Genomic DNA, 26,909 nt, shown 5'->3' with positions numbered 1-26,909 from the left:
GCACTAGCGCAATGGAGTACGCAATGCGGGACACCACCACACCCGACAGCACCGGCACCGCGTACGAGCCGACGGAACGTACGGTCCCGAGCCGCGCCAGGCAGCGCGCCTCGTACGACAGGCGGACCGTCCACTCGATACTCGACGCCGCCTACCTGTGCCACCTGGGCTTCGTACGCGACGGCGCACCCGTCGTACTGCCCACACTGTTCGGCAGGATCGGCGACCGGCTTTACGTCCACGGCTCGACCGGATCGCGACCGCTTCGCGAGACGAATGCGGCGGACCCCGGTCTCGCCGTCTGCCTGACCGTGACCCACGTCGACGGACTGGTGCTGGCCCGCTCCGCCTTCCACCACTCGATGAACTACCGCTCCGTGGTGGTCCACGGCACCGCCCGCACGGTGACCGACCCGGAGGAGCGGCGCGTCGCGCTCGACGCCATCGTCGACCAGGTCGTTCCGGGCCGGTCGAAGGACTCGCGCCCGGCGGACGCGAAGGAGCTCGCCGCCACCGCGGTGATCCGGCTCGATCTCGACGAGGTCTCCGCCAAGATCCGTACGGGTGGCCCGAACGACGACCCGGCGGACCTCTCGCTGCCCCACTGGGCGGGCGTGGTCCCGGTGACCCGGGGATACGGGGCTCCGGTACCGTCCGGCGACCTGGACCCCGCCGTCCAGGTACCGGACTACCTGGCGGAGCTCTGACCCGTCGGCCGCTGGGCCTGCGCCACCTCGGCGCTCAGCACTCCCGGCCCCGACGCGACCGGTCCCGACGGGGGCCTGGGCGCCGACGACTGGGCGATGAAGGCGCCCACCAGCACCAGCGTGCCGCCCAACAGTTGTGGCGCGGAGAGGTGCTCCCCCAGCAGCACCCAGGCGAGCACGGTCGCGATGACCGCCTCCAGGCAGGCGACGACGCCCGCCACCTGCGGCGAGAGCAGACGCACCGACACCACACCGGTGAGGTAGGCCAGCACGGTCGCGAGCAGGACGATCCAGCCGAGCAGGACCCATGCCGGGACGGCGCGGCCGTCCATGACCGCGTCGCCGCCGAGCAGCGCCCAGTCCATGCCCCACGGCCGGGCGACGACGGTGAGCACCGCGGCGCCCACCAGAAGTCCGTACGCGATCACGCCGACGGGATGCGGAGGCTCGGCATCCGCCCTGCCCCCGGGCCCGGCGCCCTGGTCCGACAGGACGAAGTAACCCACCTGGCAGCACGCCGCCGCCAGCGCGAGCGACAGCCCGATCGCGTCGAAGCCGAGGCCGGCCCACACCTCGACGACACAGGCGAGCCCGCCGACCGCCAGCACGACACCGGCGGCGGCGGCGCGGGTCACGGGCCGGCGCTGCACGAATCGCACCCAGCCGAGGACGAGGGCGGGCGCGAGGTACTCGACGAGCAGGGCCACTCCGACGGGGATGCGGGAGATCGCCGCGAAGTAACAGGCCTGCACACCGGCGACGGCGAACAGCCCGAACCCCGCGAGCAGGGCCGGCCGCTCCCGCACCAGAGCCCGGTGCCGCCAGGCGACGGGCAGCATGACGAGCGCGGCACCCGCGACCCTGAGCCACACCACGTGCAGCGGGTCGAGCCCGGCCTCGATCAGCGGCTTGGCCGCCACCCCTGAACCACCGAACGCGAAGGCCGAGACAAGGGCCAGGCCCAGACCGGTACTTCTCCCCTGAGACGCGTGCATCGGCACATCATGGCAGCAGGAGTAAGCAGCGTCACCCCTGATACCCCTGACCTCCACGTGTCCATGATCACCATGGCGGGTCACCGGCGGCCGGCCTGTCGTCCGTACGGGCGGCCAGCCATTCGGCGCCGACCCCGGCCCGCTCCAGCACCTCGACAGCGCGGCACCGGGGATCGGCGACCAGAGCGGCCAGCAGATCCGGACCACCCGCATGGGACCGCCCGCGCAGGGCCGCACCCCGGCCCGCACGGTCCAGCGCCGCCGTCGCCGATGGGGACCACCCCTCACCACCGGGCTCCCGCACGACCGACTGCGCGCCCGGACCCTCCTGCCTCCCCTGCCACCGCAGGCCGTACCCGATACTGCGCTGCACGAGATAGCCCAGGACCCTGGCCAGCCTGGCCTCTCCGTCGAAGACCTCCCTGACCTCGGGATCGGACTCGACGAGGGAGTGAAGGAGATGGGCCGTGTCGACATGGTGGTCGCCGTCGCGCAGCGCCCGGCGCCGCGCACCACTCACCACCGCGGCCATGGCGGGGCTCAGCGGGGCACCGGCCCACGACCGGTCGGGCGGGGCCTGCTCGGGGATTCCTGATGTCCGGAACTGCACCTTCACACCTCATCAGCCCCGAGCGGCGAAAACATCCCCGGTGGGGCCCATCCGGCGTCCCGCGGAAGGCGGGGGTCATCCGGGGGTCCCTCATCCCTGCGGATGAGATCAGGCCGGCACGGGGAGCACACGACGGACGAAGGGCCCCGCGAACGGGGCCCTTCACCGGTGTTGCACGAGCCTCACGGCTCAGTCCTCGTCGGCGAGGATCAGGTACAGCTTCTTGCGGGCGTCACCGATCACCGTCAGAGCCTTCTGCCGCTGATCGGCCGAACCGGTCTTCCAGACCTGGCCGAACGCCTCCATCAGACCGAAGCCGGCCTGCCGGATCTCGTTCACGCCCTCCCAGTCGACACCGCGCCCGGCCTCCTCCCAGGGGGCCTCGGGACCGGACTCGGACTCGGTACGCCCCAGGTCGGTCAGGGTGAACAGCTTCTTGCCACCCTCACTCGCACTGACGATCAGCCCCTCGTCCTCCAGCAGCTGGAGGGTGGGGTACACCGAGCCGGGACTGGGCCGCCAGGCCCCTCCACTGCGCTCGCCGATCTCCTGGATCATCTCGTATCCGTGCATCGAGCGGTCCTTGAGCAGAGCCAGGATCGACGCGCGTACGTCACCGCGCCTGGCCCTCCCCCTGCCGCCGCCCCGGCCTCGCCCGCCGCCACCGCCGAAGGGTCCGCCCCCGAAGGGCGGTCCGAACGGCCCGAAGGCCGGGCGGCGTCCGTCGAAGTCTCCCCTGCCGGCACCGCGGCGACCGGGGCCGCACTCGTGGTCGTGTCCGTGTGAACGCATGGTTGCGCTCCTCTCGTCATCGTCGTCACGCGACTTTTCGTTGACCCGTCGCGATGGCTCAACGATATATCGGAAGCTATCGCCTGGCAAGCCGCTCGTGTCCCGCGCGACTCTCTCCGTGTTCTCCGCCGTACGCTCGGCGCGCACCGCCTCGGGGGGTGGCGATGACGCCGCGCCGAGTGAGCCGGCGCAGCCCAGTCCCTGCACGTGGAAGGCACCCCAGGCCAACGCATCGGCGTATACACCGCCGACCCCGGAACCCCCGACCACGACGCCCTGCTCCTGCTCCTGCTCCTGCTCCTGCTCGACCTGACCGCGCCGCAACCAGCTCCCCGCCACGGCCCCTCCCCAGAAGCCGCCGGTCAACAGCCTTGAGACGGCGCTTCCTTCACGACGGGGACCTCCGAGGCGCCGGCGTCCCGGGTGGCGGCCCAGGACGCGAGGAGGCGCAGTCCCTCTTCGGAGGGTGAGCCGGGTTCGGCGGTGTAGACGGTGAGCGTGAGGCCGGGCTCGGCGGCCATCTCAAGTCCCTCGTAGGCGAGGGTCAGCGCGCCGACCGCCTGGTGGTGGAAGCGTTTGGTGCCGGTGCCGTGGTGGCGGACGTTGTGCGCACCCCAGCGGGTCCTGAAGTCGTCGCTGCGGGTGGAGAGTTCGCCGACGAGGTCGTGCAGACCCTTGTCGTGGGGGTTGCGGCCCGCCTCGGTGCGCAGGATCGACACGGCGACGTCGGCCGCCTGCTCCCAGTCGGGGTAGAAGCGCCGCGAAGAGGGGTCCAGGAAGTTGAACCGGGCCAGGTTCGCCTGGTTGTGGGGGACCGCGTAGACGTCGTCGTAGAAGGCGCGGGCGAGCTGATTCGTGGCGAGAAGGTCCATACGGCCGTTGCGCACGAAGGCCGGGCCGGCGGTCACCGCGTCCAGGACCCACTGCAGGCTGCGGTGCGCCTTCCACTGCGGGCTACGCCGCCGAGGGCGGGTGAGGGCGTCGGAGCCGTCTGCCGCGTGCGCGAGGTTCAGCAGGTGGGCACGTTCGGCGTCATCGAGCCTCAGGGCACGCGCGAGGGCCTCGATGACGGTCGGGGACGCGCCCGCGAGGTTCCCGCGCTCCAGCTTCGAGTAGTACTCCACGCTCATGTCGGCCAGTGCGGCGACCTCACTCCTGCGCAGGCCGGGCACCCGGCGCCGACTCCCGGAGGGCAGACCCGCCTGCTCGGGGGTGATCCTGGCTCGCCGCGAGGTCAGGAACTCGCGGACCTCTGCTCGGTTGTCCACGCCTTCGACGGTACGTCCCGCACGCGCACACAGCGATGTACTGGCAGTACACCTCTTGACCGTGCCTCGCTCCGCGCACCGGGAGCGGGTTATCTGGATGACGTGGTGCTTTCCGCCCGGCCGGGAGCCGGCCGGACGGGAAGCCGGAGCACAGCACTCGGCGACGGCCACTCCCCCGGTACGTCGCCCCGGCAAGTAAAGGAACTCCCCTCATGCGCGGCGCAATGATCTACGCTCCCGGCGACATCCGCTTCGAGACACTCGACGACCCCGAGATCCTCAATCCGACCGACGCGATCATCCGCACCGCCGTGACCTGCGTGTGCGGCTCGGACCTGTGGCCGTACCGCGGCCTGGAGCAGGCGGACGAGCCGCACCCGATGGGCCACGAGTACGTCGGCTTCGTCGAGGAGGTCGGCTCCGAGGTCACCTCGGTCAAGCAGGGCCAGTTCGTGATCGGTTCGTTCGCCACCTCGGACAACACCTGCGCGAACTGTCTGAACGGCTTCCAGTCCAGCTGCCTGCACCGCGAATTCATGACCACCTGCCAGGCGGACCGCATCCGCATCCCCAACGCCCAGGGCACCCTGGTCGCCACCGAACACGTCCCGGGTAAGGAGCTGTGGCCGAGTCTGCTGGCCGTCTCCGACGTCATGGGCACCGGCTGGTGGGCCGCGGACGCGGCCGAGGTGAAGCCCGGCTCGACCGCCGTCGTCGTCGGGGACGGCGCGGTCGGCCTGTGTGCGGTGATCGCCGCCAGGGAGATGGGCGCGGAGCGGATCATCGCCATGTCCCGCCACGCCTCCCGGCAGAAGCTGGCCCGCGAGTTCGGTGCCACCGACATCGTCGCCGAGCGCGGCGAGGAGGGCGTCGAGCGGATCAGGGAGCTGACCGGCGGGATCGGCGCGGACAGCGTCCTGGAGTGCGTCGGCACGAACGAGGCCATGCAGCAGGCCCTCCACTCCGCCCGCCCGGGCGGCAACGTCGGCTTCGTCGGCGTCCCCCACGACGTCGGCGTGGACGGCCAGGAACTGTTCTTCTCCCACGTCGGCCTGCGTGGCGGACCCGCCCCCGTACGCCGCTACCTGCCCGACCTCGTCGGCCGCGTGCTGACCGGCGCGATCGAGCCGGGCAGGGTCTTCGACCTCACCCTGCCGCTCGACGAGGTCGCCGAGGGCTACCGCGCGATGGACGAGCGCCGTGCCATCAAGACGCTGCTGAAGCCCTGACCAGTGCACCCGAGCGACGCGAACGCCCCGCCCCGCGTCCTGATCATCCGGAGGAACCCTTCATGACGACTTTCGCCCTAGTCGGCGCCGGACCCGGCCTGGGCCTGGCCTGCGCCCGCCGCTTCGGTGCCGCCGGCCACGGCGTCGCCCTCCTGGCGCGCAACGCCGACCACCTCGCCCCTCTCGTGGCCGACCTGGGCCGGGACGGCATCCAGGCCCGTGGCTACACCGCCGACGTCCTGGACCCCGACTCCCTCACCACATCCCTGCGACGGGCCGGTCAGGAGCTCGGGACGGTGGAGATCCTCCAGTTCAGTCCGGTGCCCCGCGCCGACTTCATGAAGCCGGTCCTGGAGACCGGCCCGGCCGACCTGGACGATCCGCTCGCCTTCTCCATCAAGGCTCCACTGACCTGCGTGAACGCGGTCCTGCCCGGGATGCGGGCGCTGGGGCGCGGCACGCTGCTCTTCGTCAACGGCGGCAGCGCGGTCCGCCCGCACCCTGACCGTGCGGGTACCTCGATCGCGTTCGCAGGTGAGAGCGCGTACGTGGCGATGCTGCACGACGCGCTCGCGGGCGAGAACGTCCACGCCGCCCAGCTCATCGTGCCCGGTGCCATCAGCCCGGAGTCCGAGCACTCGAGCCCGAGCGTGCTGGCTGAGCGGCTGTACGGCCTGCACACCGCTCGGGACGGCTTCCGGCACTACGCCGAACCCATGCCCGGCTGAGCCGGAGGCCTTCCGCCGTGCCGCGCCCCGCGCACCTGTGCTCACGCGGTCCCGGGCCCTTCTCCCTCCCCCGAACGGAGCAGGGCGCCCGTTCTTTCTCCGTACGGGACGAAGTCCGGGCGCCGCGGCAGGGCCGACGGCGGACCGGCGGCGGCACACACGACCGCTGAAGCAACGTGGTCGCGAGGCTGAACCGGACCGGCCTACGCGCACCCCCTACCTGGAGCACCCCCATGAACCCCACCTACGACTTCACCGGGCAGGTCACCTTCATCACGGGTGCCGGTTCGGGCATGGGCCTCGCCGCCGCCCGGGCGTTCGCCGAAGCGGGCGCCGCCGTGGCGCTCGCCGACATCGACGAGGCGGCCGTCACGGCCGCCGCCAAGGAACTCACCGAAAACGGGCACCGGGCGCTCGCTCTGGCCTGCGACGTCACCGACGAGGGCGCGGTCGCCGCCGCGGTCGACCGCACCGTGGAGACTTTCGGACGGCTCGACATGGCCTACAACAACGCGGGCATCATGCCTGCGCCCACCGACGCCGCCGACGAGAGCGCCGACCAGTTCGACCGTGTCCAGGACATCAACCTGCGCGGCATCTGGGCGGCCATGAAGCACGAACTGCGCCACATGCGCACCCGGGGAAGCGGCACCATCGTCAACTGCTCCAGCCTCGGCGGCCTCGTCGGCAACCCCGGCCGCGCCGCCTACCACGCCTCCAAACACGGCGTCATCGGACTGACCAGGAGCGCCGCTCTCGAATACGGCGCCCGGGGCATCCGCGTCAACGCCGTGTGCCCCGGCACCATCAGCACCCCCATGGTCGACGCCATGGTCGACGGCGGAGAACTCGACCTTGCCGAGGCCGAAGCCGGCCAGGCCATCGACCGGCTCGGCACCGCCGACGAGATCGCCCAGGCCGTCCTGTGGCTGTCCAGCCCTGGCGCCGGCTACGTCACCGGCATCGCCCTGCCCGTCGACGGCGGCTACACCGCCCAGTGACCGCCCGGCCTCCGACGCTTCGTCGGACCGCACCAGAAGGGCAGGACCCGTCAGGCCCGAGCAGTCCGCCCCGACGAGCCGCGGGGCATCGCCGCCAGGCCCGCCGAGGTCACCCACCACCCGGACAACGGCCCGAGCGCGCGGGAGCTGTACGAGACCGTCACCCACCTCGCCTTCCGCCCGGGCCGGCCCAACACGATGACCGCGGCCGACCGGCTCGAGATCGCCGAACCGCGCCACCCCTCCTGAACCGGCCCCCACACCTCAGTAGTCCCCCACCTGACAAGGACGAAGACCATGGAGCACATCACCTCGACCCCGACGGCCAAGGCACCGGCCGAGCGATTCACCGGCGACGTCTACCTCAACATGATCGAGGCCCCGACCGAACCCGCTCGTCTGGCCACCGCCCTCGTCCGCTTCACCCCCGGCGCACGCACCAACTGGCACAGCCACGCAAACGGCCAGTGCCTCTACGTCACCGACGGCGTCGGCCTGGTCGGCACCCGCGACGGCAGCGTCGTGCGGGTCAGCGCCGGACAGATCGTCAAGTGCCCGGCCGGCGAGGAGCACTGGCACGGCGGCACCGACACCACGCTCATGGCACACATCGCCATGGTCGTCGGCGACGCCGACGGTGACGGAACCCGCTGGCTCGAACCCGTCACGGACGAGCAGTACGCCCGCGCCCTCAGCAGCACGACCGCCTGAACCGCACTCACACCGGACCGGTGGCCCTGTGAACGCGCGGCACCCCGCGGCCCGTACGTGGCACGAGCAGGCGCCGCCCCTCGGGGCCGCGCACCCGCGATTGGCCTTGGACCGCACCGCACGGTCCGCCTACCGTCGGCATCATGAAGATCCGCATCGTCGACGCGTTCACCGACCGCCCCTTCGCGGGCAACCCCGCCGGGGTCCTCCTCCTGGACACGGCCGCCTTCCCCGAGGCGGCCCGCCTCCAGCTGATCGCATCCGAGCTCAACCTCTCGGAGACCGCCTTCGCCCATCCGCTGCCTCCGGGCGGGGAGGCCGACTGGGCGCTGCGCTGGTTCACCCCGGCCACCGAGGTCGATCTCTGCGGGCACGCGACACTCGCCACCGCTCACGTCCTGCACACCACGGGAGCGGCGAGCGGCACGGTGCGCTTCTCCAGCCGTTCGGGCATCCTGCGCACCGTCGCCGACGCGGACGGCACACTCACGCTGGACTTCCCCACGGCTCCGCTGACGTCCGTGCCCACCCCGCCCGGACTGGCGGAGGCACTCGGCGTCACCCCCCTCTCGGTCCACGACACCGGGGAGCACGTCGGCGACCTCCTGGTGGAGCTGGCCGACGAGGCGGCCGTGCGTGCGCTGCGGCCGGACTTCGCCTCACTCGCCACCTGCTCACGCCGTGGCGTCATCGTCACCGCCGCGGCCGAGGACCCCTCGGGCGCGTACGACTTCGTGTCCCGCGGTTTCTTCCCGCGGGTCGGCATCGACGAGGACCCGGTGACGGGCAGCGCCCACACCGCTCTGGCGCCGTTCTGGTCGGCCAGAATCGGCCGTCCCGAACTCACCGGCCTCCAGGCGTCCGCCCGCTCGGGCCTGGTCCGCACCTCGCTGCGCGGCGGACGCACACTGCTGACCGGAAGCGCCGTCACGGTCGTCGACGGGGAACTGCTCACCGGGCTCTGAGGCCGCGGCCTTCGGTACGGGTGCTTCGCCCGGAGAGGGGCCTACAGAGGAACGCGCCCTCAGGGAGTGGGCAGCCAGCCCACCTTCCCGGCCAGCAGGGCGTATCCGACGAAGGCACCGATGTCGAGGAGCGCGTGCGCGACGACGAGCGGCCCGACCCTCCCCCAGCGCCTGTACAGCAGCACGAAGACCACGCCCATGACCAGGTTGCCGATGAAGCCGCCGATCCCCTGGTACAGGTGGTACGAGCCGCGGAGCACCGAGCTCGCCACCAGGGCGGCCATCGGAGTCCACCCCAACTGGCCCAGCCTGCGCAGGAGATAGCCGACGACGATGACCTCCTCGACGAGGGAGTTCTGCACCGCGGAGAGGATCAGCACGGGGAACTTCCACCACACCTCGGGCAGCGATTCCGGGACCACCGTCAGGTTGAACCCCCCGGCGCGCGCCAGCAGGTAGAACGCCAGCCCGGCACTGCCGATGCCGGCGGCGACCAGAGTGCCCCGGCCGAGATCCTGCCAGGGCCGGGTGCGGTCGAGGCCGAGGGTCCGCAGGCCTGCCCCCTCCCGCAGGAGGAGATGGGCCACCAGGGCGACCGGCACCAGTGCGGTGGTGATGCCGAAGAGCTGCCACGCCAGGTCCAGCCAGGGCCGTCCGGGAGCGTACGAGCCGTTCAGGGTCGCGGCCTGGTCCTTGAGGCCGCCCGGCTTCGTCAGCGACCCGACGAAACTGATGAGGGCGGATACGCCACTGGCCCCGAGCGAGAGGGCCAGCACGAGCAGGGTCTCCGACCGCAGGGTCCGCGGGGACACCCCCTCGTGAGGAATGGATTCAGCCACGCGACCCGCCTCACCTTCGAACCTGCCGTCAGTTGTGCGTCCTAGCTTGCCTGACGGCGCGGGTGAGGCGGGACACCGGGCGGACCACTCCTCAGGGGGCGGGGAAGCCGACCGGCCAGGTGTGCACCGGCTCGCCGGTCTGCATCAGCTCGCCGTAGCGCCGGGTGGTGGCCGCGAGCGCACCCTCCCGTTCCAGACCGGCCTCCAGTGCGCGGTGGTACGTGTCGACCTGCCAGGAGGCGCCGTTCACCCGGAGACGGCAGCGTTCCTCGATGACGCCCAGGTAGCGGTCGCGGTCGGAGGGCTCGATGTTCCATGCGTCCAGCCCCGCGGCCGCGAGCGGCAGGAGCTCGTCCCGTACGAGCTTGACCGCGGGCACCTTCGCGAAGCCGCCGGAGCGGCCTGGACGGGGCCACAGCAACTCGGCGTCGATGCCGTGGCGACAGGCGGCGCCGAAGTTCTCCGCGGCCGCCTCGAAGGGCAGTCTGGTCCACACGGGTCGGGACTCGTCGGCGAGGGCGCGCACCAGCCCGTAGTAGAAGGCGGCATTGGCGATCACGTCGGTGACCGTGGGGCCGGCGGGCAGTACCCGGTTCTCCACCCGCAGGTGCGGCACGCCGTCGGCCAGTCCGTACACCGGCCGGTTCCACCGGTAGACCGTGCCGTTGTGCAGGACGAGTTCGGCCAGGGCGGGTACGCCGCCCTCGTCGAGGACCCGCAGCGGATCCTCTTCGTCGCAGATCGGCAGCAGCGGCGTGTAGTAGCGCAGGTTCTCCTCGAAGAGCTCGTAGGCCGAGCCGATCCAGCGCTCCCCGAACCAGGTCCTGGGGCGTACGCCCTGGTTCCTGAGCTCGGGCGGGCGCACGTCCGTGGCCTGTTGGAACAGCGGCGGCCTCGACTCGCGCCACAGCTCCTTGCCGAACAGGAACGGAGAGTTCGCGCCGAGGGCGATCTGCACGGAGGCGACGGCCTGCGCGGCGTTCCAGACGTCCGAGAAGCGGTCCGGCGTCACCTGCAGGTGCAACTGCACGGAGGTGCAGGCCGACTCGGGGGCGATGGAGGGTGAGGTCGAGACCAATCGCTCGACGCCCTCGATATCGAGGTCGAAATCCTCTCCGCGCGCCGCCGCCATTTGGTCGTTGAGGAGGGTGTAGCGTTCCGCGTCCGACAGATTCGCCGGCACCACGTCGTCGCGCCCGAGTGTCGGCAGGATGCCGATCATCATGATCCCGGCGTCGACCTCCGCGGCCTTCCGATGGGCGTACGCGAGCCCGGTACGCAACTCCTCGGCGAGCTGATCGAATACCCGGCCGCTCAGCCGGTGCGGAAGAATATTCACTTCCAGATTGAACATCCCCAGTTCCGTCTGGAAATCCCGGCTGGCGATGCGCTGGAGCACCTCAGCATTCCGCATCCTCGGCATGCCGTCCGCACCCGCAAGATTCAGCTCGATCTCCAGTCCCATGAGATTCCTGGGCCGATCGAACCGCCGCTCCGACAGGAGCCTCTCCAGCGCGGTCAGGCACTGGGTGAGCTTCTCGCGGTACGCCTGCCGATCGGACGGGGCAAAGGCGCCCGCCACGATCTTCTCGCCCATCGAAGGGTCCCTCCTCGAGTGGGCGGCCCGCGGCACAGGCCGCTCGCATCACGATCGATAATGCCCCGCCCAGATGATCCGTAACGCCCACAGCGCCAACGGACTCGCAGTAGTGTGTCCACCGAAGCCGGAGGCACATTCCGTCGGCATGAGGCATATGCAGTTCGGGCCGCCGTGCGCCATGGCGCCAAAACCGACGGGTTTCAGCCTACCGCCGCAGCGGGAAAATACCTGGCGGCAGGAGCTCGGGGCAGCCCGAATCCACAGAAACTCCGCAATTCAAAGGCTCGAATCCCCCTTGTGCGCAATACCCGGGACAGCTAGCCGAAACACCGCGTGAACATTTGTCGTATAAACTCTGCGAACGAGGCAGAGAGTTGACGCACCGGCTCGGCCGCCTGTCACCGGCCGTCCTCTTGCCCCGTAGTACGCCGACAGCGCCGTCTGCACCCGCCCATGCACCACCGTGTCTCCAAGTGAGAGGCAACCCACTATGCCGCTGCATGTCTCACCGGCTCCCGCGCCCGCACTGCGCAGCGTTCTCGCAGCACTCGGTTCGCCCACCGCGGTCCGCGACGCCCATACGCCCGCTCTGCGGTCCGTCCAGGGATCACTGAGCCCCGAACTCCCGCTCCCGGTCCACGTACTGGACCGGATCGTGCCGAACCAGGCCGCGCCGCGCACCCGCCTCGCGGGCTGGCGGTTCCTCATCCGCGGCAAGGAGCGCGCCGTCGCCGCCGCGGACACCATGCTGACCGCCGACGGCTGGACCTTCTCGCACTTCTTCGAGGGGCCGTACATCGTCTCCACAGAACTCGCCGTACGGCAGGCGGAGTCGGCGACGACGCACTACCAGCCGCGCCTGCTCTCCATCCCCGAGCTGTACATGCTCACGCTGTGGCTGCACGCGGACACCCAGGACGACGCCGGCGGCGGTGTGCTCGCGCCGAACGACGTGCTGGTGCCCCTGGCCCCGGCACCTCCGGGCATCACGCCCCACCGTCCGCACCGGGTCGCCGACCTCCTCCCGGTCATGACACTGCGTGTCACCCCGGCGCCCCTCCCGGACCTTCCCGAACTCCCCGGGCTCCTCGGATCGCCCGCCTGAGCCCCGGCCGCGTGTGCCCCCGCCGGTCCGTCCGGCGGGGGCACACGCGTACCCGTGCGGACTAGTCCGGACAGGCCACCCCGAACCACCCGAACGGACAGTGCAGTTGGTTCGAGCCGTCCGGCCGGGTGATGCGTCCCGGGAGGAGAACAACAGCTGCCGCGAAATCCCTGCGGATCGACGCCCGTAGGGCAACACTGGGTACGGACCGACCTGATACGGGGGCCGGCCACGAACAGCTCGTCCAGCCGCAGGACATTCGACCCACCGCAGCGAAAGAACCCATCCATGTGCCAGCACCAGCCACCCTGCCCGACCGCCGACTCCAACGACCGGGAGGCCGCGCGACTGATGGCCCATCACCCCGAACAGGGCTGGAGCCTGCTGTGCAACGGCGTCCTGCTCTTCGAGGACACCGGCGAACTGCTCCCGGACGGCCAGATCATCGCACCGCACCGGCCGCTGAGGAGCGGCCGCGTGATGAAGGCCGCCTGACCCCGGTCGGGGAGACACGGGGGCCGGCCCGGAGACGTCTCCGAACCGGCCCTGACGCGCGTCCGCGTGCCTACTGGTCGTACTCTTCCAGCGGCGGGCAGGAGCAGACCAGGTTGCGGTCGCCGAAGGCGCCGTCGATCCGGCGCACCGGCGGCCAGTACTTGTCCGAGGGCGTCACACCGGACGGGAAGACCGCCTCTTCGCGGCTGTAGGCGTGCGTCCAGTCGCCGCCCAGCGCAGCCGCCGTGTGCGGGGCGTTGCGCAGCGGGTTGTCGTCACCGCTCCAGGTACCCGCCGCGACCTTCTCGATCTCGCCGCGGATGGCGATCATCGTGTCGCAGAACCGGTCGAGCTCCGCGAGGTCCTCGCTCTCGGTGGGCTCGATCATCAGCGTCCCGGCCACCGGGAACGACATGGTCGGCGAGTGGAAGCCGTAGTCGATGAGCCTCTTGGCCACGTCGTCGATGCTGACGCCGGTCGCCTTGGAGATCGGCCGCAGGTCGACGATGCACTCGTGCGCGACCAGACCCGCCGGGCCGTTGTACAGGATCGGGAAGTGCGGCTCCAGGCGCTTGGCGATGTAGTTGGCGGCGAGTACGGCGACCTGCGTCGCACGCTTCAGACCCTCGCCCCCCATCAGGCGTACGTACGCCCACGAGATGGGCAGGATGCCCGCCGAGCCCCACGGGGCGGCCGAGATGGGTCCGACGCCGGTCTCCGGACCCGCCGCGGGCTGAAGCGGGTGGTTGGGGAGGTACGGCGCGAGGTGGGCGCGTACGCCGACCGGACCGACGCCCGGGCCACCGCCGCCGTGCGGGATGCAGAAGGTCTTGTGCAGGTTGAGGTGGGAGACGTCGCCGCCGAAGTGCCCCGGCTTGGCCAGGCCGACCAGAGCATTGAGGTTGGCGCCGTCCACGTAGACCTGGCCGCCCGCGTCGTGCACCTCACCGCAGATGTCGGCGACGTGCTCCTCGAAGACTCCGTGTGTGGAGGGGTAGGTGATCATGAGCACGGCGAGTTCGTCGCGGTGCTTGGCGATCTTGTCCCGGAGGTCCGCGATGTCGACCTCGCCGTCGTCGGCGGTCTTCACGACGACGACCTTCATACCGGCCATCACGGCGCTCGCCGCGTTGGTGCCGTGCGCGGACGACGGGATCAGGCAGACCGTACGTCCGTGGTCCCCGTTGGCGCGGTGGTAGGCGCGCACGGCCAGGAGGCCGGCGAACTCGCCCTGGGAGCCCGCGTTGGGCTGGATGGAGACGGCGTCGTAGCCGGTGACCTCGGCGAGACGCTCCTCGAGCTCACGGATGAGGGTGAGGAAGCCCTGCGCCTGCTCGGCCGGCGCGAACGGGTGCAGCGCACCGAACTCGGGCCAGGTGATGGACTCCATCTCCGCGGTCGCGTTGAGCTTCATGGTGCAGGAGCCCAGCGGGATCATCCCCCGGTCCAGGGCGTAGTCCCGGTCGGCGAGCTTGCGCAGGTAGCGCAGCATCGCCGTCTCCGAGCGGTGCTGGTGGAAGACCGGGTGGGTGAGGACCGCGTCGGTGCGCAGCAGCGCCTCGGGAAGGGCGTCTTCGGCGGAGGCGTCCAGTGCCTCGACGTCCCCTTCGGCTCCGAAGGCCGCCCAGACCGCGGCGATCGTACTGCGGGTGGTGGTCTCGTCGCAGGCGAGGGAGACGTGGTCGCCGTCGACGAGGCGAAGGTTCACACCCCGGCCGCGCGCGGCGGCCACGACGTCGGCAGCCCCGCCGGGGACACGCACGGTGAGGGTGTCGAAGTACGCGTCGTGCACGACGTCGGTCCCGGACGCCCGCAGCCCGCCGGCCAGGATGGCGGCGAAACGGTGCGTGCGCCGCGCGATCGTCCGCAGGCCGTCGGGCCCGTGGTAGACGGCGTACATGCCCGCCATGACGGCGAGCAGCACCTGGGCGGTGCAGATGTTGCTGGTGGCCTTCTCCCGGCGGATGTGCTGCTCGCGGGTCTGCAGCGCCAGGCGGTAGGCCCGGTCGCCGTCGGCGTCGACGGAGACACCGACGAGACGGCCGGGCAGGCTCCGGGCGAACTTCTCGCGTACGGCCATGAAGCCGGCGTGCGGTCCGCCGAAGCCCATGGGCACGCCGAAGCGCTGTGTGGTGCCGACCGCGATGTCGGCGCCCAGTTCGCCGGGCGAGGTGAGCAGGGTCAGCGCCAGCAGGTCGGCGGCGACGGAGACGATCGCACCCAGTTCGTGCGCCTGCTCGATGACGGGCCGGATGTCGCGTACCGCACCGGACGCGCCGGGGTACTGGAGCAGGACACCGAACACGCCCCGCTCGGCGGCCTCCGCCGGGATCCCGGCGGAGAGGTCGGCCACGACGACCTCGACACCGGCCGGCTCGGCGCGGGTCTCGATCACCGCGACGGTCTGCGGCAGGGTGTCGGCGTCGACCAGGAAGACGCCGCCCTTCACCTTTCCGACACGCCGTGCCAGGGCCATCGCCTCGGCGGCGGCGGTTCCCTCGTCCAGGAGCGAGGCTCCGGAGGTCGGCAGGCCCGTGAGGTCGGCGACCATCGTCTGGAAGTTCAGGAGCGCTTCGAGGCGGCCCTGGGAGATCTCCGGCTGGTAGGGCGTGTACGCCGTGTACCAGGCGGGGTTCTCCATGACGTTGCGCAGGATCACCGGCGGGGTGAAGGTGCCGTAGTAGCCGAGCCCGATCATCGGGGTGAGCACCTGGTTGCGGTCCGCGAGGCTCCGCAGTTCCGCCAGTACCTCGGCCTCGGTGCGAGCCTCCGGGAGGTCGAGCGCCTCGGCACTCCTGATCACGTCGGGCACCGCGGCGGCGGTGAGCTCGTCGAGGGAGCCGTAGCCGACCTGGGCAAGCATCTTCGCCTGGGCCTCGGCATCGGGCCCGATGTGACGCTGCTCGAAGGGGATGCCCTGCTCGAGCTGGGAGAGCGGAGTGCGAGGGGGGGTCATGATGGAGGCCTCCTGGTCTGTAACGACCTGCGAGGGGCGCGCCACGGCGTGGCTGCCCGAACGGCCTCCCCCTCTGTCATCTCGACCTGAGAGCTTCACCGGCGGCCTTGCGGCACACCGGCTTTCACCGTCGGTGAGGGCGGTGCCCGTCGCGGCGTGTGCCGTACGGATTCCGCCCTGCTTTCCAGAGTGACCTCGTCCGTGCGGTACGGGGGCCTGAGAGATTCCGGGGAGGAGTTGCTCCTTCGGCGCCTCCGGATCGCTCCGAAGGACTCTCCCGCGCGGGGTCAGCAGCCGTGTTCAAGCCTACCAGCGGGCCGGACGGCGGCCGTCTCGAGTGGCCGATACCCCGGATCTGGCCTTTTGTAGTGGCTGTGGAGCAGTTGCGACCACCCTGACGCAGTCGCGAGCAGTGGGAGGCACCGTGCAGAGCGACATCGATCCGCGCAGCCTGATCGGCCGCAAGGCCTTCGACCGCCGAGGTGCCAGGATCGGAACCGTGGACGAGGTCTACCTGGACGACGCGACGGGCGTACCCGAGTGGGCCGCCGTGCGTACCGGCCTCTTCACCCGGGACGCGTTCGTCCCGTTGGAACCGAGCGAAGTGGTCGACGGCTCGCTGCGGATCCCGTTCGACCGGGCACTCATCAAGGACGCGCCCGACTTCGGTGTCGGCCGCCATCTCTCCCCCGAGCAGGAGTTGCAGCTCTACCGCCACTACGGGCTGGACTCCGCCCCGTCCGGCGGAACGGGCCCGGACAGGGACTTCGGCAGGCTGGCCGGCCAGGAGGAGTAGTCCACCGGCTCCCGGACCAGGGGAAGCGGTTCGGCCGGCTGGAGGCCGGGGTCGTCGATACGGAACGTGCGCACCCGCCCCGGCGGTGTCCACGGCTCCTCGAACCGCACGGTGACCCGGCCGATGCCGCTGCCCTGCACCCAGCCGTGCCCGTGGACGTCGTGCCGCACGTCGTGGCCGGCGGGCCAGCGCCGGGCGGCGAGCTGTACGGCGTCCTCGGCAGCCGCCTCCTCCTCGGTGACGACGGGTTCCGCCGGGGCGGCGTCGGAGGCCGCCGCCTGCTCGGCCTCGGCCGCCGTCTCCGCCTCGGCCGCCTGCGCGAAGAGGTCCTCCTGCGTGAAGTCCGCCAGCCCGGTCACTCCGACCCCGAGCAGCCGCACGCCGCCGGTGGTGTCCACGGCCTCCAGAAGCCTCGCGGCGGCCTCCTTGACCACCACCGGGTCGTCGGTGGGGCCCCGCAGCGTCTCGGACCTCGTGAGCGTCGAGAAGTCGTAGCGGCGCACCTTGAGGACCACCGTCCGCCCGGACCGCCCGGCATCCCGCAGTCGGCGCACGCACCGGTCCGCCAGCCGCTCGACCTCGGCCCTGACCCTCACGCGGTCGTGCAGGTCGACGTCGAAGGTGTCCTCGACCGATACGGACTTGGCGTCCCGCTCCGTCACGACGGGACGGTCGTCGAACCCCTGGGCCATGCGGTGCAGCGCGATGCCGTGCGCCTTTCCCAGCAGGCGCACGAGCTCCGCCTCCCCGGCGTCCGCCAGGTCCTGGACGACGGTCATGCCGGCGCGCCGGAGATGGTCCCCGGTGGCGGGCCCGACGCCGGGGAGGATGCGTACGGACCTGGGCGCCAGGAGTTCACGCTCGGTCCCCGGCTCGATCAGCATCAGCCCGTCGGGTTTCGCCTCCTCGGAGGCGATCTTGGCGAGCATCTTGGAGCCGGCCAGACCGACGGAACCGCTGAGGCCGGTCACCGCCCTGATCACCGTGCGCAGGCGGACACCGATCGCGCGGGCCGAGTCGGAGTCGTCGGCGACCCCGCCCGCCTCCAGGTCGACGAAGGCCTCGTCCAGGCTGAGCGGCTCCACCAGCGGGGACAGCCGCCCGAGCAGATCCATCACCTGGTCGCTGACGGCGCGGTAGAGCGGGAAGCGCGGCACCAGATAGGCCGCGTTGGGCGCGAGCCGTCTCGCCTGCGCCGTCGGCATGGCCGAGTGCACTCCCAGGCGCCGGGCCTCGTAGGACGCGGTGGCGACCACGCCGCGTGTCCCGAGTCCGCCCACCACCACAGGCTTGCCGCGCAGGCTGGGCTTCGCCGCCTGCTCCGCAGAGGCGTAGAAGGCATCCATGTCCAGATGCAGGATGGTGGGCGCGGCTCTCACATGGACCGATGGTGCCCTACGCCACTGACAACCGCCCCGCACGGCACGTGCGGGGCGGTTGTCAGTGGCGTGGATCAGACCGCGCGGTTGCGCCGCCGGGCCAGCTCATCCGCCGGGTTGTTGCCGATCAGCGTCTCGCCGGTGTCGACGCGCTCGCCGTGCAACTGCGAGAGCGCCGCGTCTACGTCCCGCCACACCACGCCGACGGCGATACCGAAGACCCCCTGGCCCCCTTGGAGGAGGCTGACCACCTCGTCGGGCGACGAGCACTCGTAGACCGTCGCCCCGTCGCTCATGAGGGTCATCCGCTCCAGGTCCGTGAACCCCCGTGCCCTCAGGTGCTGGACGGTGGTGCGAATGTTCTGGAGCGCCACACCCGTGTCCAGGAACCGCTTGACGATCTTGAGGAGCACGACGTCCCTGAAACTGTAGAGACGCTGCGTCCCCGAGCCGTACGCCGGACGGACACTGGGCTCCACGAGCCCGGTGCGTGCCCAGTAGTCGAGCTGCCTGTAGGTGATCCCGGCAGCCGCGCACGCTGTGGGCCCCCGATAGCCGATGTCCCCTGCCACTGCCACGCCGTCCGCTGCCACTGTCGCCGGCTGAGCCGGCTGCCTGATGGAGTGGTCGGTCGCCCTGCCGTGCTGCCGGTACCGACCACCCTCAGCCGTACCGTCGCCGCTGCTTCCCACGCCGACCTCCGTCCTTGACCTGCCATCTCGAAGGTAGGCAGTCACCAGGGGTGCGTCAACGATCGCCACACTCGGCACGCCGAGTGATAATCACCCTGAGGGTGGTTTCCCGTGACTGATTTCCGGGAACGGCTTCTCGGATGCGCTGACGGAGCCCCCGTAGGGACGGTCACTGGCTGTTGGTGCCGAAGTCCTCCGGGGAGATCTGGTCGAGGAACTCGCGGAACTTCTCCACCTCGTCCTCCTGCTCGTCGGGAATGGCGATGCCCGCGTCGTCCAGCACCCCGTCACTGCCGTAGATCGGCGTACCGGTGCGCAGGGCGAGCGCTATGGCGTCGGACGGCCGCGCACTCACCTCGACCCCACTGGCAAAGACCAGCTCCGCGTAGAAGACCCCTTCCCTGAGGTCCGTGATGCGGACCTCGGTGAGCTCCTGGCCGACGGCCTCGAGCACATCCTTGAAGAGATCATGGGTCAGCGGCCTGGCCGGAGCCATGCCCTGCTGGGCGAAGGCGATCGCGGTCGCTTCCCCAGGGCCGATCCAAATAGGGAGGTACCGGTCGCCTCCCACTTCACGCAGGAGCACGATCGGTTGGTTGGAGGGCATTTCCACCCGGACACCCACAACGTCGAGCTCGTTCACACAGCAACCCTAGGACGTGCTCGCCATGTTTGGATAGTCGGGCTCCCCCGCACTCAGTGGAAGACGGCCCTCAGGGCGGTCTGGACGAGCGCGGCGTGGAGCCGGACGGAGAGGTCGGCGAGCTCTTTGGCGGTGGCCTCCGCATGGACCCTGGTCTGCGGATTCCTGTGCCGTCGCAGGGGCGCGACGACCTGTTCGACCAGGCCTGCCTCACGTTCGGCCGCCGCCTTCACGGCCCGCAGGTGCCGCGGTTCCAGTCCGAACCGGCCGAGCTGGGCCACCAGCCGCGCCACGGTGACCGCCTCGGCGTCGTAGCTTCCGCCGGCCGCCGCCACCACGAGACCGTAGGACTCCCACTCGCCGAGCTGCTCCTCGGAGACCTCCGCCGCGGCAAGGAGCTCGGAGCGCCCGATGCGGACCGCGGTGGCCCGACCGTTGTCCTGGTCCCACGAAGTCCCCCCGGAGGCTCCCTGGCCGCCACCGGGCGGCAGGGAGGCCTTCTCGCCGCGTTCCAGGCCATCCAGGTGCTCACGGATGACCCTGAGCGGCAGGTAGTGGTCCCGCTGCATCCGCAGGACCTGGGCCAGCCGCTCGACGTCGGCAGGGCAGAACTTCCGGTAGCCCGAGGGAGTCCGCTCAGGCTCCACGAGCCCTTCGGACTCCAAGAAGCGGATCTTGGAGATGGTGACTTCGGGAAATTCGTCGCGCAGCCGGAGGAGCACCGTGCCGATGCTCATCGCGCGCTCGACCGTGGCGGCGGTGCCGTGACCGGCACCGCCTGTCGGTGTTCGCAGCATGGACCTTCCTGGGGGTCCCCCCGGACGACGTCCGGGGAAGGGTCACACGCCCCGCTGGCTCGCGTAGAAGACCAGTCGGTACTTCCCGATCTGGACTTCGTCGCCGTTGGACAGCGCGACGGAATCGATGCGCTCGCGGTTGACGTAGGTGCCGTTCAGACTGCCGACGTCGCCCACGGTGAAACTACCGTCCGGATTCCTGTGGAACTCCACATGACGCCGCGACACGGTCACGTCGTCGAGGAAGATGTCGCTCTGCGGGTGACGGCCGGCCGTCGTCAGGTCGCCGTCCAGCAGGAACCGGCTGCCCGAGTTGGGGCCGCGACGTACCACGAGGAGCGCCGAACCCGCGGGAAGGGCGTCGACCGCGGCCTGGGCTTCCGGTGACAGGGACGGGACTACCGCCTGGCCCGTCGCCTCGGCCTCGTACGCCTCGATGCCGGAGATCGAGATGGTCGAGGTCGTCTCCGAGGCGCGCTCGGGGATGCCGCCCCTCAGCGGCGCACCGCAGTTGGAGCAGAAACGGCTGGCTTCGGCATTGTCATGCCCGCACCTCGTACAAACCGGCATGGACGAGCCCTCCGGAGCGGGGGCGAACCCTCCACCCGTACTTGAGGTCGATGGTGACCCGAAACCTATGCGTCCTGCACCGGCGGGGTCAACAGACGACGCGCCGGACCCGCCGCCGGGCGTACCCGGCACCTCATCGCGGAAGAGCGGGCGCTCCGTGCCCTGCTCCTCGGCCTCCTGACCCTGGCGCGGAGCGCGGTGGCGAGCAGCGTTGCTGTCCTCGCGGGCGCTCTTTCCGAACAACTTCGCAAAAAACTTCACGGGCGTTTCCCCTTGACCGAAATAGACCCGCCCGTGGGGCAGGACGAACCCTGAACGAACACACCTGCCGACCCGGACATCTTCACAACGTCCGTATCCACCCGACAGTTTCCACCACGCGTAACCGATCCGTCGCGCCGACCCCCCGCAAGCGCGTACGCGTGTCCTTCGCCCCCTCCGCAGCACGTCCTCACCCGGACGACGACCGAGCGTAATCAGGCTGCTGCGCAGGCCGCAAGGCGTCGACGACGATGTCCTCGGCGCGTGCGACCTCCGCCGTGGCCTGCTCCTTCTCGAGCGTCTGCACCACCCCGCCGGGGATGTTCAGCGCCGGCTCGAGGTCCTGCGGCTTGCCGATCACCTTGAACTCGTAAGGTGCCTCGATCTTGCGCCCGTCGACCCGCAGCTCCCCGGCGTCGCCGGAGAAGTACGTGTCGGCGACCACGCGGACACCGTTGATCTCGATGGCCTCCGCACCCGCCGCACGCAGCTCCTGGATGGTGTCGAGGAGCATGTCCGGCTCGACCGCGCCGCTGGGGTCGTTGATCGTCAGCGTGATGCCGGGGCCGTGCGCGGCGACCGTACCGGCCAGGATACCGAGCTGGCGCTCCTTCTCGAGCGTCTGCTTACGGGCCTCCTCCGCCTGGTCGGAGCTGTTCTCCAGCTCCGTGCGCTGGTCGTCGAGGCGCTGCTTCTCGTCCTCGAGGCGCTGGGTGCGGTTGTCGAGTTCGTCGAGGATGCGCACCAGGTCCTCCTGGCGGGCACCCCGCAGCGCGCTGTTGTCGCTGTTAGACCTGACCTGGATCGCCAGGCCAAGCCCCAGGACGAACAGCAGGAGCGCGACGATGAGTTGGGCCCTGCTCACCCTGGGCGGCCAGAGCCCGGCCATCAGCCGCTGCCGGCCGGAGGTCTCCTCGGCGGGCGGCGACGGCGCGGTGTGCGGCGCGGGCGGGGGTGTCTCGGGCGGGAGCGCGCCGGACGGCTCCCCGCCGCGAGGGTTCGGGTTCTGTTCGCTGCTCATCGGCCTCAAGCCCGGAAGACGTGACGACGGATCGCCGCGGCGTTGGAGAAGATCCGGATGCCGAGCACGACCACCACTCCGGTGGAGAGCTGGGCTCCGACACCCAGTTTGTCCCCGAGGAAGACGATCAGTGCCGCCACCACGACGTTCGAGAGGAAGGACACCACGAAGACCTTGTCCACGAAGATCCCGTCAAGCATGGCCCGCAGGCCGCCGAAGACTGCGTCGAGTGCCGCCACGACGGCGATCGGCAGATACGGCTCGACCACCGCCGGCACTTCGGGCCGGACCAACAGTCCGACCACGACTCCGACGACGAGGCCCAGTACGGCGATCACGATGTGCCCTTCCCTGCGTCTGCCGCACCACTGCCCGTGTCTGCGGCCTGAGGCTCTGCTGTACGTACGATCAGGCTGGGCGCGGCAGGCAGACGCACCTTCTCCTGGGCGGAGATGCTGGTGCGGATGTCGAAGCTCTCCTGCAGCGCCTGGAGGTACTGGCCGTCCGCGCTGTCCTTGAAGGTACTGACGAGCTTCTTCCCGTCCCCCACCGCGAGCACCGTGTACGGCGGCACCAGCGGCCTGTTGTCGACCAGTATGGCGTCGCCCGCGGCACGGATCGCCGACAGGGCCGTCAGCCGCTGCCCGTTGATGGAGACGGCCTCGGCCCCGGACTGCCAGAGGCCGTTGACGACGCGTTGCATGTCCCGGTCGCGCACGCGGCCCGTATCGGCGAATCCGGTGGACTCGCGCGGACCGCCACCGCCTTGGTCGGTGTCCTCGGCGTCGTCGACGACCAGCTTGACACCGGGTCCTTCGACGGGAGTCGCCCCGGACAGCAGAGCCACCAGAGCGCCTTGGTCGCCACCGTGCTGTTCGAGGGCCTTGCGCTGCCGTTCGCCGACGTCCTTGCGCAGTTCGTCGACGTCCTTCTCGAGGGCGTCGGCCGTGGTCGTCTCGGCGTTGACGCGGTCGATGAGCTCCTCGCGCTCCTTGGCCACGACGGGAGCCGCGACCCGGGCCTCCGCGGCGCCGAGGGTCACCACGAGTGCGGCCAGCACGAGGCCGCCCGCGAGCCCGAGCTTCCCCCTGAGAGTGCGCGGCAGGCCCGCGCTGCCGTCGGCCCTGCGGCGCGCCGAGGCCTCGGCGTATCCCTCGTCGAGGCTGTGCTCCATCACCGTGGTCAGCAGCGACATGGAGGCGTCAGGACGCGGAAGCGGCGGTGTGCTGCTCCGATCGGGGGGCGGCTGCGACATGCCGCACATCGTCGCACGTCATGACCGCAGCCACCGAATGCCCCCACCATTGGCCCGGAAGCCGCAGCACACCGGCTCCCGGGCCGTGCCCCCTCTGCTAGTCGCCCGCGCTGTCCACGACCGCCGCCCACTCGTCGAGCAGCGCCTGGGCCGACGCGTCGTCGGGGCCTTCCGCCCACAGATGGGTGACCGCTTCCGACGGGTCGGGGAGGACCATCACCCAGCGGCCGTCGGTCTCCACCACCCTGACACCGTCGGTCGTGTCCACACTGCGCTCTCCCGCCGCCTCGACGACCCGGCGCATGACGAGGCCCTTGACCGCCCACGGCGTGGCCAGGTCGCGGCGCAGCACATGCGCGCGCGGGATGCGGGCGTCGATCTGGCTGAGCGTGAGCTGTGTCCGCGCCACGAGGCCGATGAGCCTGACGAAGGCGGCGGAACCGTCGAAGACGCTGCTGAACTCCGGGATGATGAAACCGCCGCGGCCGTCACCGCCGAAGATGGTGGTGTCCTCCCGGCCCACACGCGTCAGATCGTCGGGGGACGTGGTCGTCCACTCCACCTGCGTGCCGTGGTAAGCGGCGACCTGCTCCGCGACCCGCGTGGTCGTCACCGGCAACGCCACCCGCCCGCTACGCCGCTCTGCGGCCACGAGGTCGAGCATGACCAGCAGCGCCCGGTCGTCCTCGATGATGCGGCCGCGCTCGTCCACGAGGGAGAGTCGCTCACCGACGGGGTCGAAGCGGACGCCGAAGGCGGCCCGCGCGGACGAGACGATCTCGCCCAGGCGCACCAGACCCGCCCGGCGTGACTCGACGGACTCCGTGGGACGCGACTCGTCGAGCCCCGGGTTGATCGTCAGGGCGTCCACACCGAGGCGTCCCAACAGGCTGGGCAGGACAAGGCCGGCGCTGCCGTTGGAGGCGTCCACGACCACCTTGAGGCCCGCGTCGGCGATACCCGCGGTGTCGACGTTGCGAAGGAGCGACCCGGTGTAGGAGTCGAAGACGCTCGACGGGAAGTACAGGTCCCCGATCTCGCCGGGGAAGGCCCTGCGGTACTCCTGCCGGGCGTAGACCCGGTCCAGCTTGCGCTGCCGCGCCTGGGAGAGGTCGGCTCCCCGCTCGTCGAAGAACATGATGTCGACCGAGTCGGGCACGCCCGGAGAGGTACGGATCATGATCCCGCCGGCACTGCCCCGCGCGGTCTGCTGACGGGCGACCGGCAGCGGAACGTTCTCCAGGTCGCGTACGTCGATGGCGCTGGCCTGCAGTGCGGAGATGACCGCTCGCTTCAGCGCACGGGCACCACGGGAGTGGTCCCGCGCGGTGGTCACCGTCGAACCCTTCTTCAGGGTCGTCGCGTACGCGCCGGCGAGCCTGACCGCGAGCTCCGGCGTGATCTCGACGTTCAGGATCCCGGAGACGCCGCGGGCACCGAAGAGATTGGCCTGTCCGCGGGACTCCCAGATCACCGAGGTGTTGACGAAGGCGCCGGCCTCGATGGTCTTGAACGGATACACCCGGACGTTGCCCTGGATGATCGATTCCTCACCGACCAGGCACTCGTCGCCGATCACCGCACCGTCCTCGATGCGGGCTGCCCGCATGACGTCGGTGTTCTTGCCGATCACGCAGCCGCGCAGATTGCTGTGCTCACCGATGTAGACGTTGTCGTGCACGACGGCCCGGTGCAGGAACGCACCGGATTTCACGACGACGTTCGAACCGATCACACTGTGCTCGCGGATCTCGGCGCCTGCTTCGATCTTGGCGTAGTCACCGATGTAGAGCGGTCCGCGCAGGACCGCGTCCGGGTGGACCTCGGCGCCTTCCGCCACCCATACACCGGGCGAGATCTCGAAGCCGTCCAGTTCGACGTCGACCTTGCGCTCCAGCACGTCGGCCTGGGCCTTCACGTAGCTCTCGTGAGTACCCACGTCTTCCCAGTAGCCCTCTGCGATGTAGCCGCAGATCAGCTTGCCGTCCTTCATCAGCTGCGGGAACACGTCTCCGGACCAGTCCACCGAGGTGTCGGCCTGGACGTAGTCGAAGACCTCGGGCTCCATGACGTAGATGCCCGTGTTCACGGTGTCGGAGAAGACCTGGCCCCAGGTGGGCTTCTCCAGGAAGCGCTCCACCTTTCCCTCTTCGTCCACGATCGTGATCCCGAATTCCAGGGGATTCGGGACCCGGGTGAGGCACACCGTGACGAGTGCGCCCTTCTCCTTGTGGAAGGCGATGAGGTCGGTGAGGTCGAAGTCGGTGAGCGCGTCGCCGGAAATCACCAGGAAGGTGTCGTCCTTGAGGGCTTCCTCGGCGTTCTTCACACTGCCCGCGGTACCGAGTGGCTTCTCCTCGTTGGCATAGCTGAGCTCCATACCGAGCTCTTCACCGTCGCCGAAATAGTTCTTGACGAGAGAGGCGAGGAACTGGACGGTGACGACCGTCTCATTGAGCCCATGCCGCTTGAGCAGCCTGAGCACGTGCTCCATGATCGGCCGATTGGCCACGGGCAGGAGCGGCTTGGGCATGCTCGAAGTCATGGGGCGAAGGCGCGTGCCTTCGCCGCCTGCCATTACGACGGCCTTCATGTCGGTAACGTCCTCCTCGAAGAGACGACGGTCGAGCCGACTCCACCCATCGGGGCAACACCAGCGGGCGGTGCGGGCCGGCGACACTGCACGGCGCCACGACAACTAGCTAATCGGCTACTACGTCCGCCTTGACCAGACGGCGGACTTGGACCACGTATAGGATCCCTGCCCACCAATAGAGGGTTGTACCCCATCCGGCGAACGCCCATCCGAAAATGGTGCCCAGTGACGCCAGCCAACCACTTCCGTCACTGAGCAGCAACAAGGGGAAGGCGTACATCAGGTTGAATGTTGCAGCTTTGCCGAGGAAGTTCACCTGGGGCGGCGGGTAGCCGTGGCGGCGCAGGATTCCCACCATGACGAGGAGCATGAGCTCACGAGCCAGCAGCGCGGCGGTCAGCCAGAGCGGCAGGACCTCACGCCAGGTGAGCCCGACGATGGTGGACAGAATGTAGAGGCGGTCGGCAGCCGGGTCCAGGAGCCGGCCCAGCCTGCTGATCTGGTTCCACCGACGGGCCAGCTTGCCGTCGAGGTAGTCACTGACACCGCTCAGCATCAGGACGAGCAGGGCCCAGCCATCACTGTTGGGCCCGCCGAACACGGGGCGAAGAATCAGCCACAGGAAGAGCGGGACGCCGACGAGGCGGGCCATGCTGAGGATGTTGGGGATGGTGAGTACTCGGTCCGTCTGAACTCGAGTCTCCTGGACCTCCACCCGGGGGCCTCCTGTGAAGAACGTGCCAATGATGCCCCTGACCCTACCCGCAGTTCCCGAGCTCCGGCGCACAGGGGTGCGAGAAATGGGTCCGGAACGCAGAAAAGCCCCGTGCCACAAGGGCACGGGGCTTTCCCGGAATAATTGTTCGGCGGCGTCCTACTCTCCCACAGGGTCCCCCCT

The 26,909-nt window shown here is 70.3% G+C and carries 26 protein-coding genes, 1 pseudogene and 1 riboswitch; of the genes and pseudogenes, 10 read left to right on the top strand and 17 right to left on the bottom strand.

The features are described from left to right. The first annotated feature begins 23 nt into the window (after positions 1-23). Complete coding sequence (locus AB0I83_RS16765) at positions 24-707, top strand: pyridoxamine 5'-phosphate oxidase family protein (protein WP_363305060.1); 684 nt, start codon at positions 24-26, stop codon at positions 705-707. Here the strand turns inward: AB0I83_RS16765 and AB0I83_RS16760 are convergent. The 3 genes from AB0I83_RS16760 to AB0I83_RS16750 form a co-directional block, all read right to left on the bottom strand. Beyond that, complete coding sequence (locus AB0I83_RS16760; protein ID WP_363305059.1) at positions 689-1,702, bottom strand: EamA family transporter; 1,014 nt, start codon at positions 1,700-1,702, stop codon at positions 689-691. The two genes, AB0I83_RS16765 and AB0I83_RS16760, sit on opposite strands and share 19 nt — an antisense overlap. Positions 1,703-1,769: 67 nt before the next feature. Continuing rightward, positions 1,770-2,312: a Clp protease N-terminal domain-containing protein gene (locus AB0I83_RS16755; RefSeq protein WP_363305058.1), complete on the bottom strand. Its 543-nt coding sequence runs from the start codon at positions 2,310-2,312 to the stop codon at positions 1,770-1,772. A gap of 189 nt (positions 2,313-2,501) precedes the next feature. Further along, complete coding sequence (locus tag AB0I83_RS16750) at positions 2,502-3,104, bottom strand: PadR family transcriptional regulator (protein WP_356532575.1); 603 nt, start codon at positions 3,102-3,104, stop codon at positions 2,502-2,504. 192 nt (positions 3,105-3,296) lie between these two features. On the opposite strand from AB0I83_RS16750, the pseudogene AB0I83_RS16745 reads away from it, so the two are divergent. Continuing rightward, a pseudogene (locus AB0I83_RS16745) lies at positions 3,297-3,479 on the top strand (transcriptional regulator); the annotation flags it as partial. Here the strand turns inward: AB0I83_RS16745 and AB0I83_RS16740 are convergent. After that, positions 3,467-4,372 (bottom strand): helix-turn-helix transcriptional regulator, encoded by a 906-nt coding sequence (locus tag AB0I83_RS16740; protein ID WP_363305057.1) that lies wholly within the window; start codon positions 4,370-4,372, stop codon positions 3,467-3,469. The pseudogene AB0I83_RS16745 and the gene AB0I83_RS16740 sit on opposite strands and share 13 nt — an antisense overlap. A 212-nt stretch (positions 4,373-4,584) precedes the next feature. Between AB0I83_RS16740 and AB0I83_RS16735 the strand changes: the two genes are divergently transcribed. The 5 genes from AB0I83_RS16735 to AB0I83_RS16715 all read left to right on the top strand — a co-directional run bounded on the left by AB0I83_RS16735 (position 4,585) and on the right by AB0I83_RS16715 (position 9,006). Continuing rightward, on the top strand, positions 4,585-5,601 hold the full coding sequence (locus AB0I83_RS16735) for a zinc-dependent alcohol dehydrogenase family protein (RefSeq protein ID WP_363305056.1): 1,017 nt from the start codon (positions 4,585-4,587) through the stop codon (positions 5,599-5,601). A gap of 62 nt (positions 5,602-5,663) precedes the next feature. Then, positions 5,664-6,329, top strand: coding sequence for an SDR family NAD(P)-dependent oxidoreductase (locus tag AB0I83_RS16730; RefSeq protein WP_363305055.1), 666 nt, complete (start codon positions 5,664-5,666; stop codon positions 6,327-6,329). 233 nt (positions 6,330-6,562) lie between these two features. Then, positions 6,563-7,330, top strand: a complete 768-nt coding sequence (locus AB0I83_RS16725) for a glucose 1-dehydrogenase (RefSeq protein ID WP_363305054.1) — start codon at positions 6,563-6,565, stop codon at positions 7,328-7,330. 297 nt (positions 7,331-7,627) lie between these two features. Further along, positions 7,628-8,041 carry a cupin domain-containing protein gene (locus tag AB0I83_RS16720; protein WP_363305053.1) on the top strand — a complete coding sequence of 138 codons (414 nt, stop codon included), beginning with the start codon at positions 7,628-7,630 and terminating at the stop codon, positions 8,039-8,041. A 143-nt stretch (positions 8,042-8,184) separates the two neighbouring features. Next, a complete protein-coding gene (locus tag AB0I83_RS16715) occupies positions 8,185-9,006 on the top strand; it encodes a PhzF family phenazine biosynthesis protein (protein WP_356532564.1) in 822 nt (273 codons plus the stop codon). A gap of 59 nt (positions 9,007-9,065) precedes the next feature. On the opposite strand, the gene AB0I83_RS16710 is transcribed toward AB0I83_RS16715, so the two are convergent. Both AB0I83_RS16710 and AB0I83_RS16705 read right to left on the bottom strand, forming a co-directional pair. Continuing rightward, on the bottom strand, positions 9,066-9,845 hold the full coding sequence (locus tag AB0I83_RS16710) for a CPBP family intramembrane glutamic endopeptidase (protein WP_363305052.1): 780 nt from the start codon (positions 9,843-9,845) through the stop codon (positions 9,066-9,068). A gap of 91 nt (positions 9,846-9,936) precedes the next feature. After that, on the bottom strand, positions 9,937-11,442 hold the full coding sequence (locus AB0I83_RS16705; RefSeq protein WP_363305051.1) for a glutamate-cysteine ligase family protein: 1,506 nt from the start codon (positions 11,440-11,442) through the stop codon (positions 9,937-9,939). 493 nt (positions 11,443-11,935) lie between these two features. Between AB0I83_RS16705 and AB0I83_RS16700 the strand changes: the two genes are divergently transcribed. Next, a complete protein-coding gene (locus AB0I83_RS16700) occupies positions 11,936-12,550 on the top strand; it encodes a hypothetical protein (RefSeq protein WP_356532558.1) in 615 nt (204 codons plus the stop codon). 288 nt (positions 12,551-12,838) lie between these two features. After that, on the top strand, positions 12,839-13,045 hold the full coding sequence (locus tag AB0I83_RS16695; protein WP_356532557.1) for a DUF5999 family protein: 207 nt from the start codon (positions 12,839-12,841) through the stop codon (positions 13,043-13,045). 70 nt (positions 13,046-13,115) lie between these two features. Here AB0I83_RS16695 and gcvP read toward each other — a convergent pair whose 3' ends face one another. After that, positions 13,116-16,001 carry an aminomethyl-transferring glycine dehydrogenase gene (gene gcvP / locus AB0I83_RS16690; protein WP_363305050.1) on the bottom strand — a complete coding sequence of 962 codons (2,886 nt, stop codon included), beginning with the start codon at positions 15,999-16,001 and terminating at the stop codon, positions 13,116-13,118. A gap of 194 nt (positions 16,002-16,195) precedes the next feature. Then, a riboswitch (glycine riboswitch) is annotated at positions 16,196-16,291 on the bottom strand. Between the two features lie 134 nt (positions 16,292-16,425). On the opposite strand from gcvP, the gene AB0I83_RS16685 reads away from it, so the two are divergent. Beyond that, positions 16,426-16,797: a PRC-barrel domain-containing protein gene (locus AB0I83_RS16685; RefSeq protein ID WP_356532555.1), complete on the top strand. Its 372-nt coding sequence runs from the start codon at positions 16,426-16,428 to the stop codon at positions 16,795-16,797. Here AB0I83_RS16685 and AB0I83_RS16680 read toward each other — a convergent pair. From AB0I83_RS16680 to AB0I83_RS16635, 10 genes are all read right to left on the bottom strand, one after another. Beyond that, positions 16,719-18,176: a DNA polymerase IV gene (locus tag AB0I83_RS16680; protein ID WP_363305049.1), complete on the bottom strand. Its 1,458-nt coding sequence runs from the start codon at positions 18,174-18,176 to the stop codon at positions 16,719-16,721. The genes AB0I83_RS16685 and AB0I83_RS16680 overlap by 79 nt on opposite strands. A 74-nt stretch (positions 18,177-18,250) precedes the next feature. Continuing rightward, positions 18,251-18,796 (bottom strand): MerR family transcriptional regulator, encoded by a 546-nt coding sequence (locus AB0I83_RS16675; protein WP_363305227.1) that lies wholly within the window; start codon positions 18,794-18,796, stop codon positions 18,251-18,253. Positions 18,797-19,037: 241 nt separating this feature from the next. Next, the gene (locus tag AB0I83_RS16670; RefSeq protein ID WP_006123076.1) at positions 19,038-19,511 is read right to left on the bottom strand and encodes a bifunctional nuclease family protein; all 474 of its coding nucleotides are present in this window, start codon (positions 19,509-19,511) and stop codon (positions 19,038-19,040) included. 53 nt (positions 19,512-19,564) lie between these two features. After that, positions 19,565-20,308 (bottom strand): MerR family transcriptional regulator, encoded by a 744-nt coding sequence (locus tag AB0I83_RS16665; RefSeq protein ID WP_363305048.1) that lies wholly within the window; start codon positions 20,306-20,308, stop codon positions 19,565-19,567. A gap of 42 nt (positions 20,309-20,350) precedes the next feature. Beyond that, entirely contained in the window at positions 20,351-21,139 is a 789-nt protein-coding gene (locus AB0I83_RS16660; protein ID WP_356532549.1) for an FHA domain-containing protein, read from the bottom strand. 190 nt (positions 21,140-21,329) lie between these two features. Further along, entirely contained in the window at positions 21,330-22,160 is an 831-nt protein-coding gene (locus AB0I83_RS16655) for a DUF881 domain-containing protein (RefSeq protein WP_363305047.1), read from the bottom strand. A 5-nt stretch (positions 22,161-22,165) separates the two neighbouring features. Next, a complete protein-coding gene (locus tag AB0I83_RS16650; protein ID WP_003970459.1) occupies positions 22,166-22,498 on the bottom strand; it encodes a small basic family protein in 333 nt (110 codons plus the stop codon). After that, positions 22,495-23,415: a DUF881 domain-containing protein gene (locus tag AB0I83_RS16645; RefSeq protein WP_363305046.1), complete on the bottom strand. Its 921-nt coding sequence runs from the start codon at positions 23,413-23,415 to the stop codon at positions 22,495-22,497. The genes AB0I83_RS16650 and AB0I83_RS16645 overlap by 4 nt, the downstream gene beginning before the upstream one ends. A 97-nt stretch (positions 23,416-23,512) precedes the next feature. After that, entirely contained in the window at positions 23,513-26,008 is a 2,496-nt protein-coding gene (locus AB0I83_RS16640) for a mannose-1-phosphate guanyltransferase (protein WP_356532544.1), read from the bottom strand. A 109-nt stretch (positions 26,009-26,117) separates the two neighbouring features. Then, positions 26,118-26,726, bottom strand: a complete 609-nt coding sequence (locus AB0I83_RS16635; protein ID WP_356532543.1) for a CDP-alcohol phosphatidyltransferase family protein — start codon at positions 26,724-26,726, stop codon at positions 26,118-26,120. Between the last annotated feature and the right edge of the window lie 183 nt (positions 26,727-26,909).

Source organism: Streptomyces sp. NPDC049970, from assembly GCF_040660235.1.
Taxonomy (GTDB): Bacteria; Actinomycetota; Actinomycetes; order Streptomycetales; family Streptomycetaceae; genus Streptomyces.
This window is presented reverse-complemented; position numbering and strand designations above follow the sequence as displayed.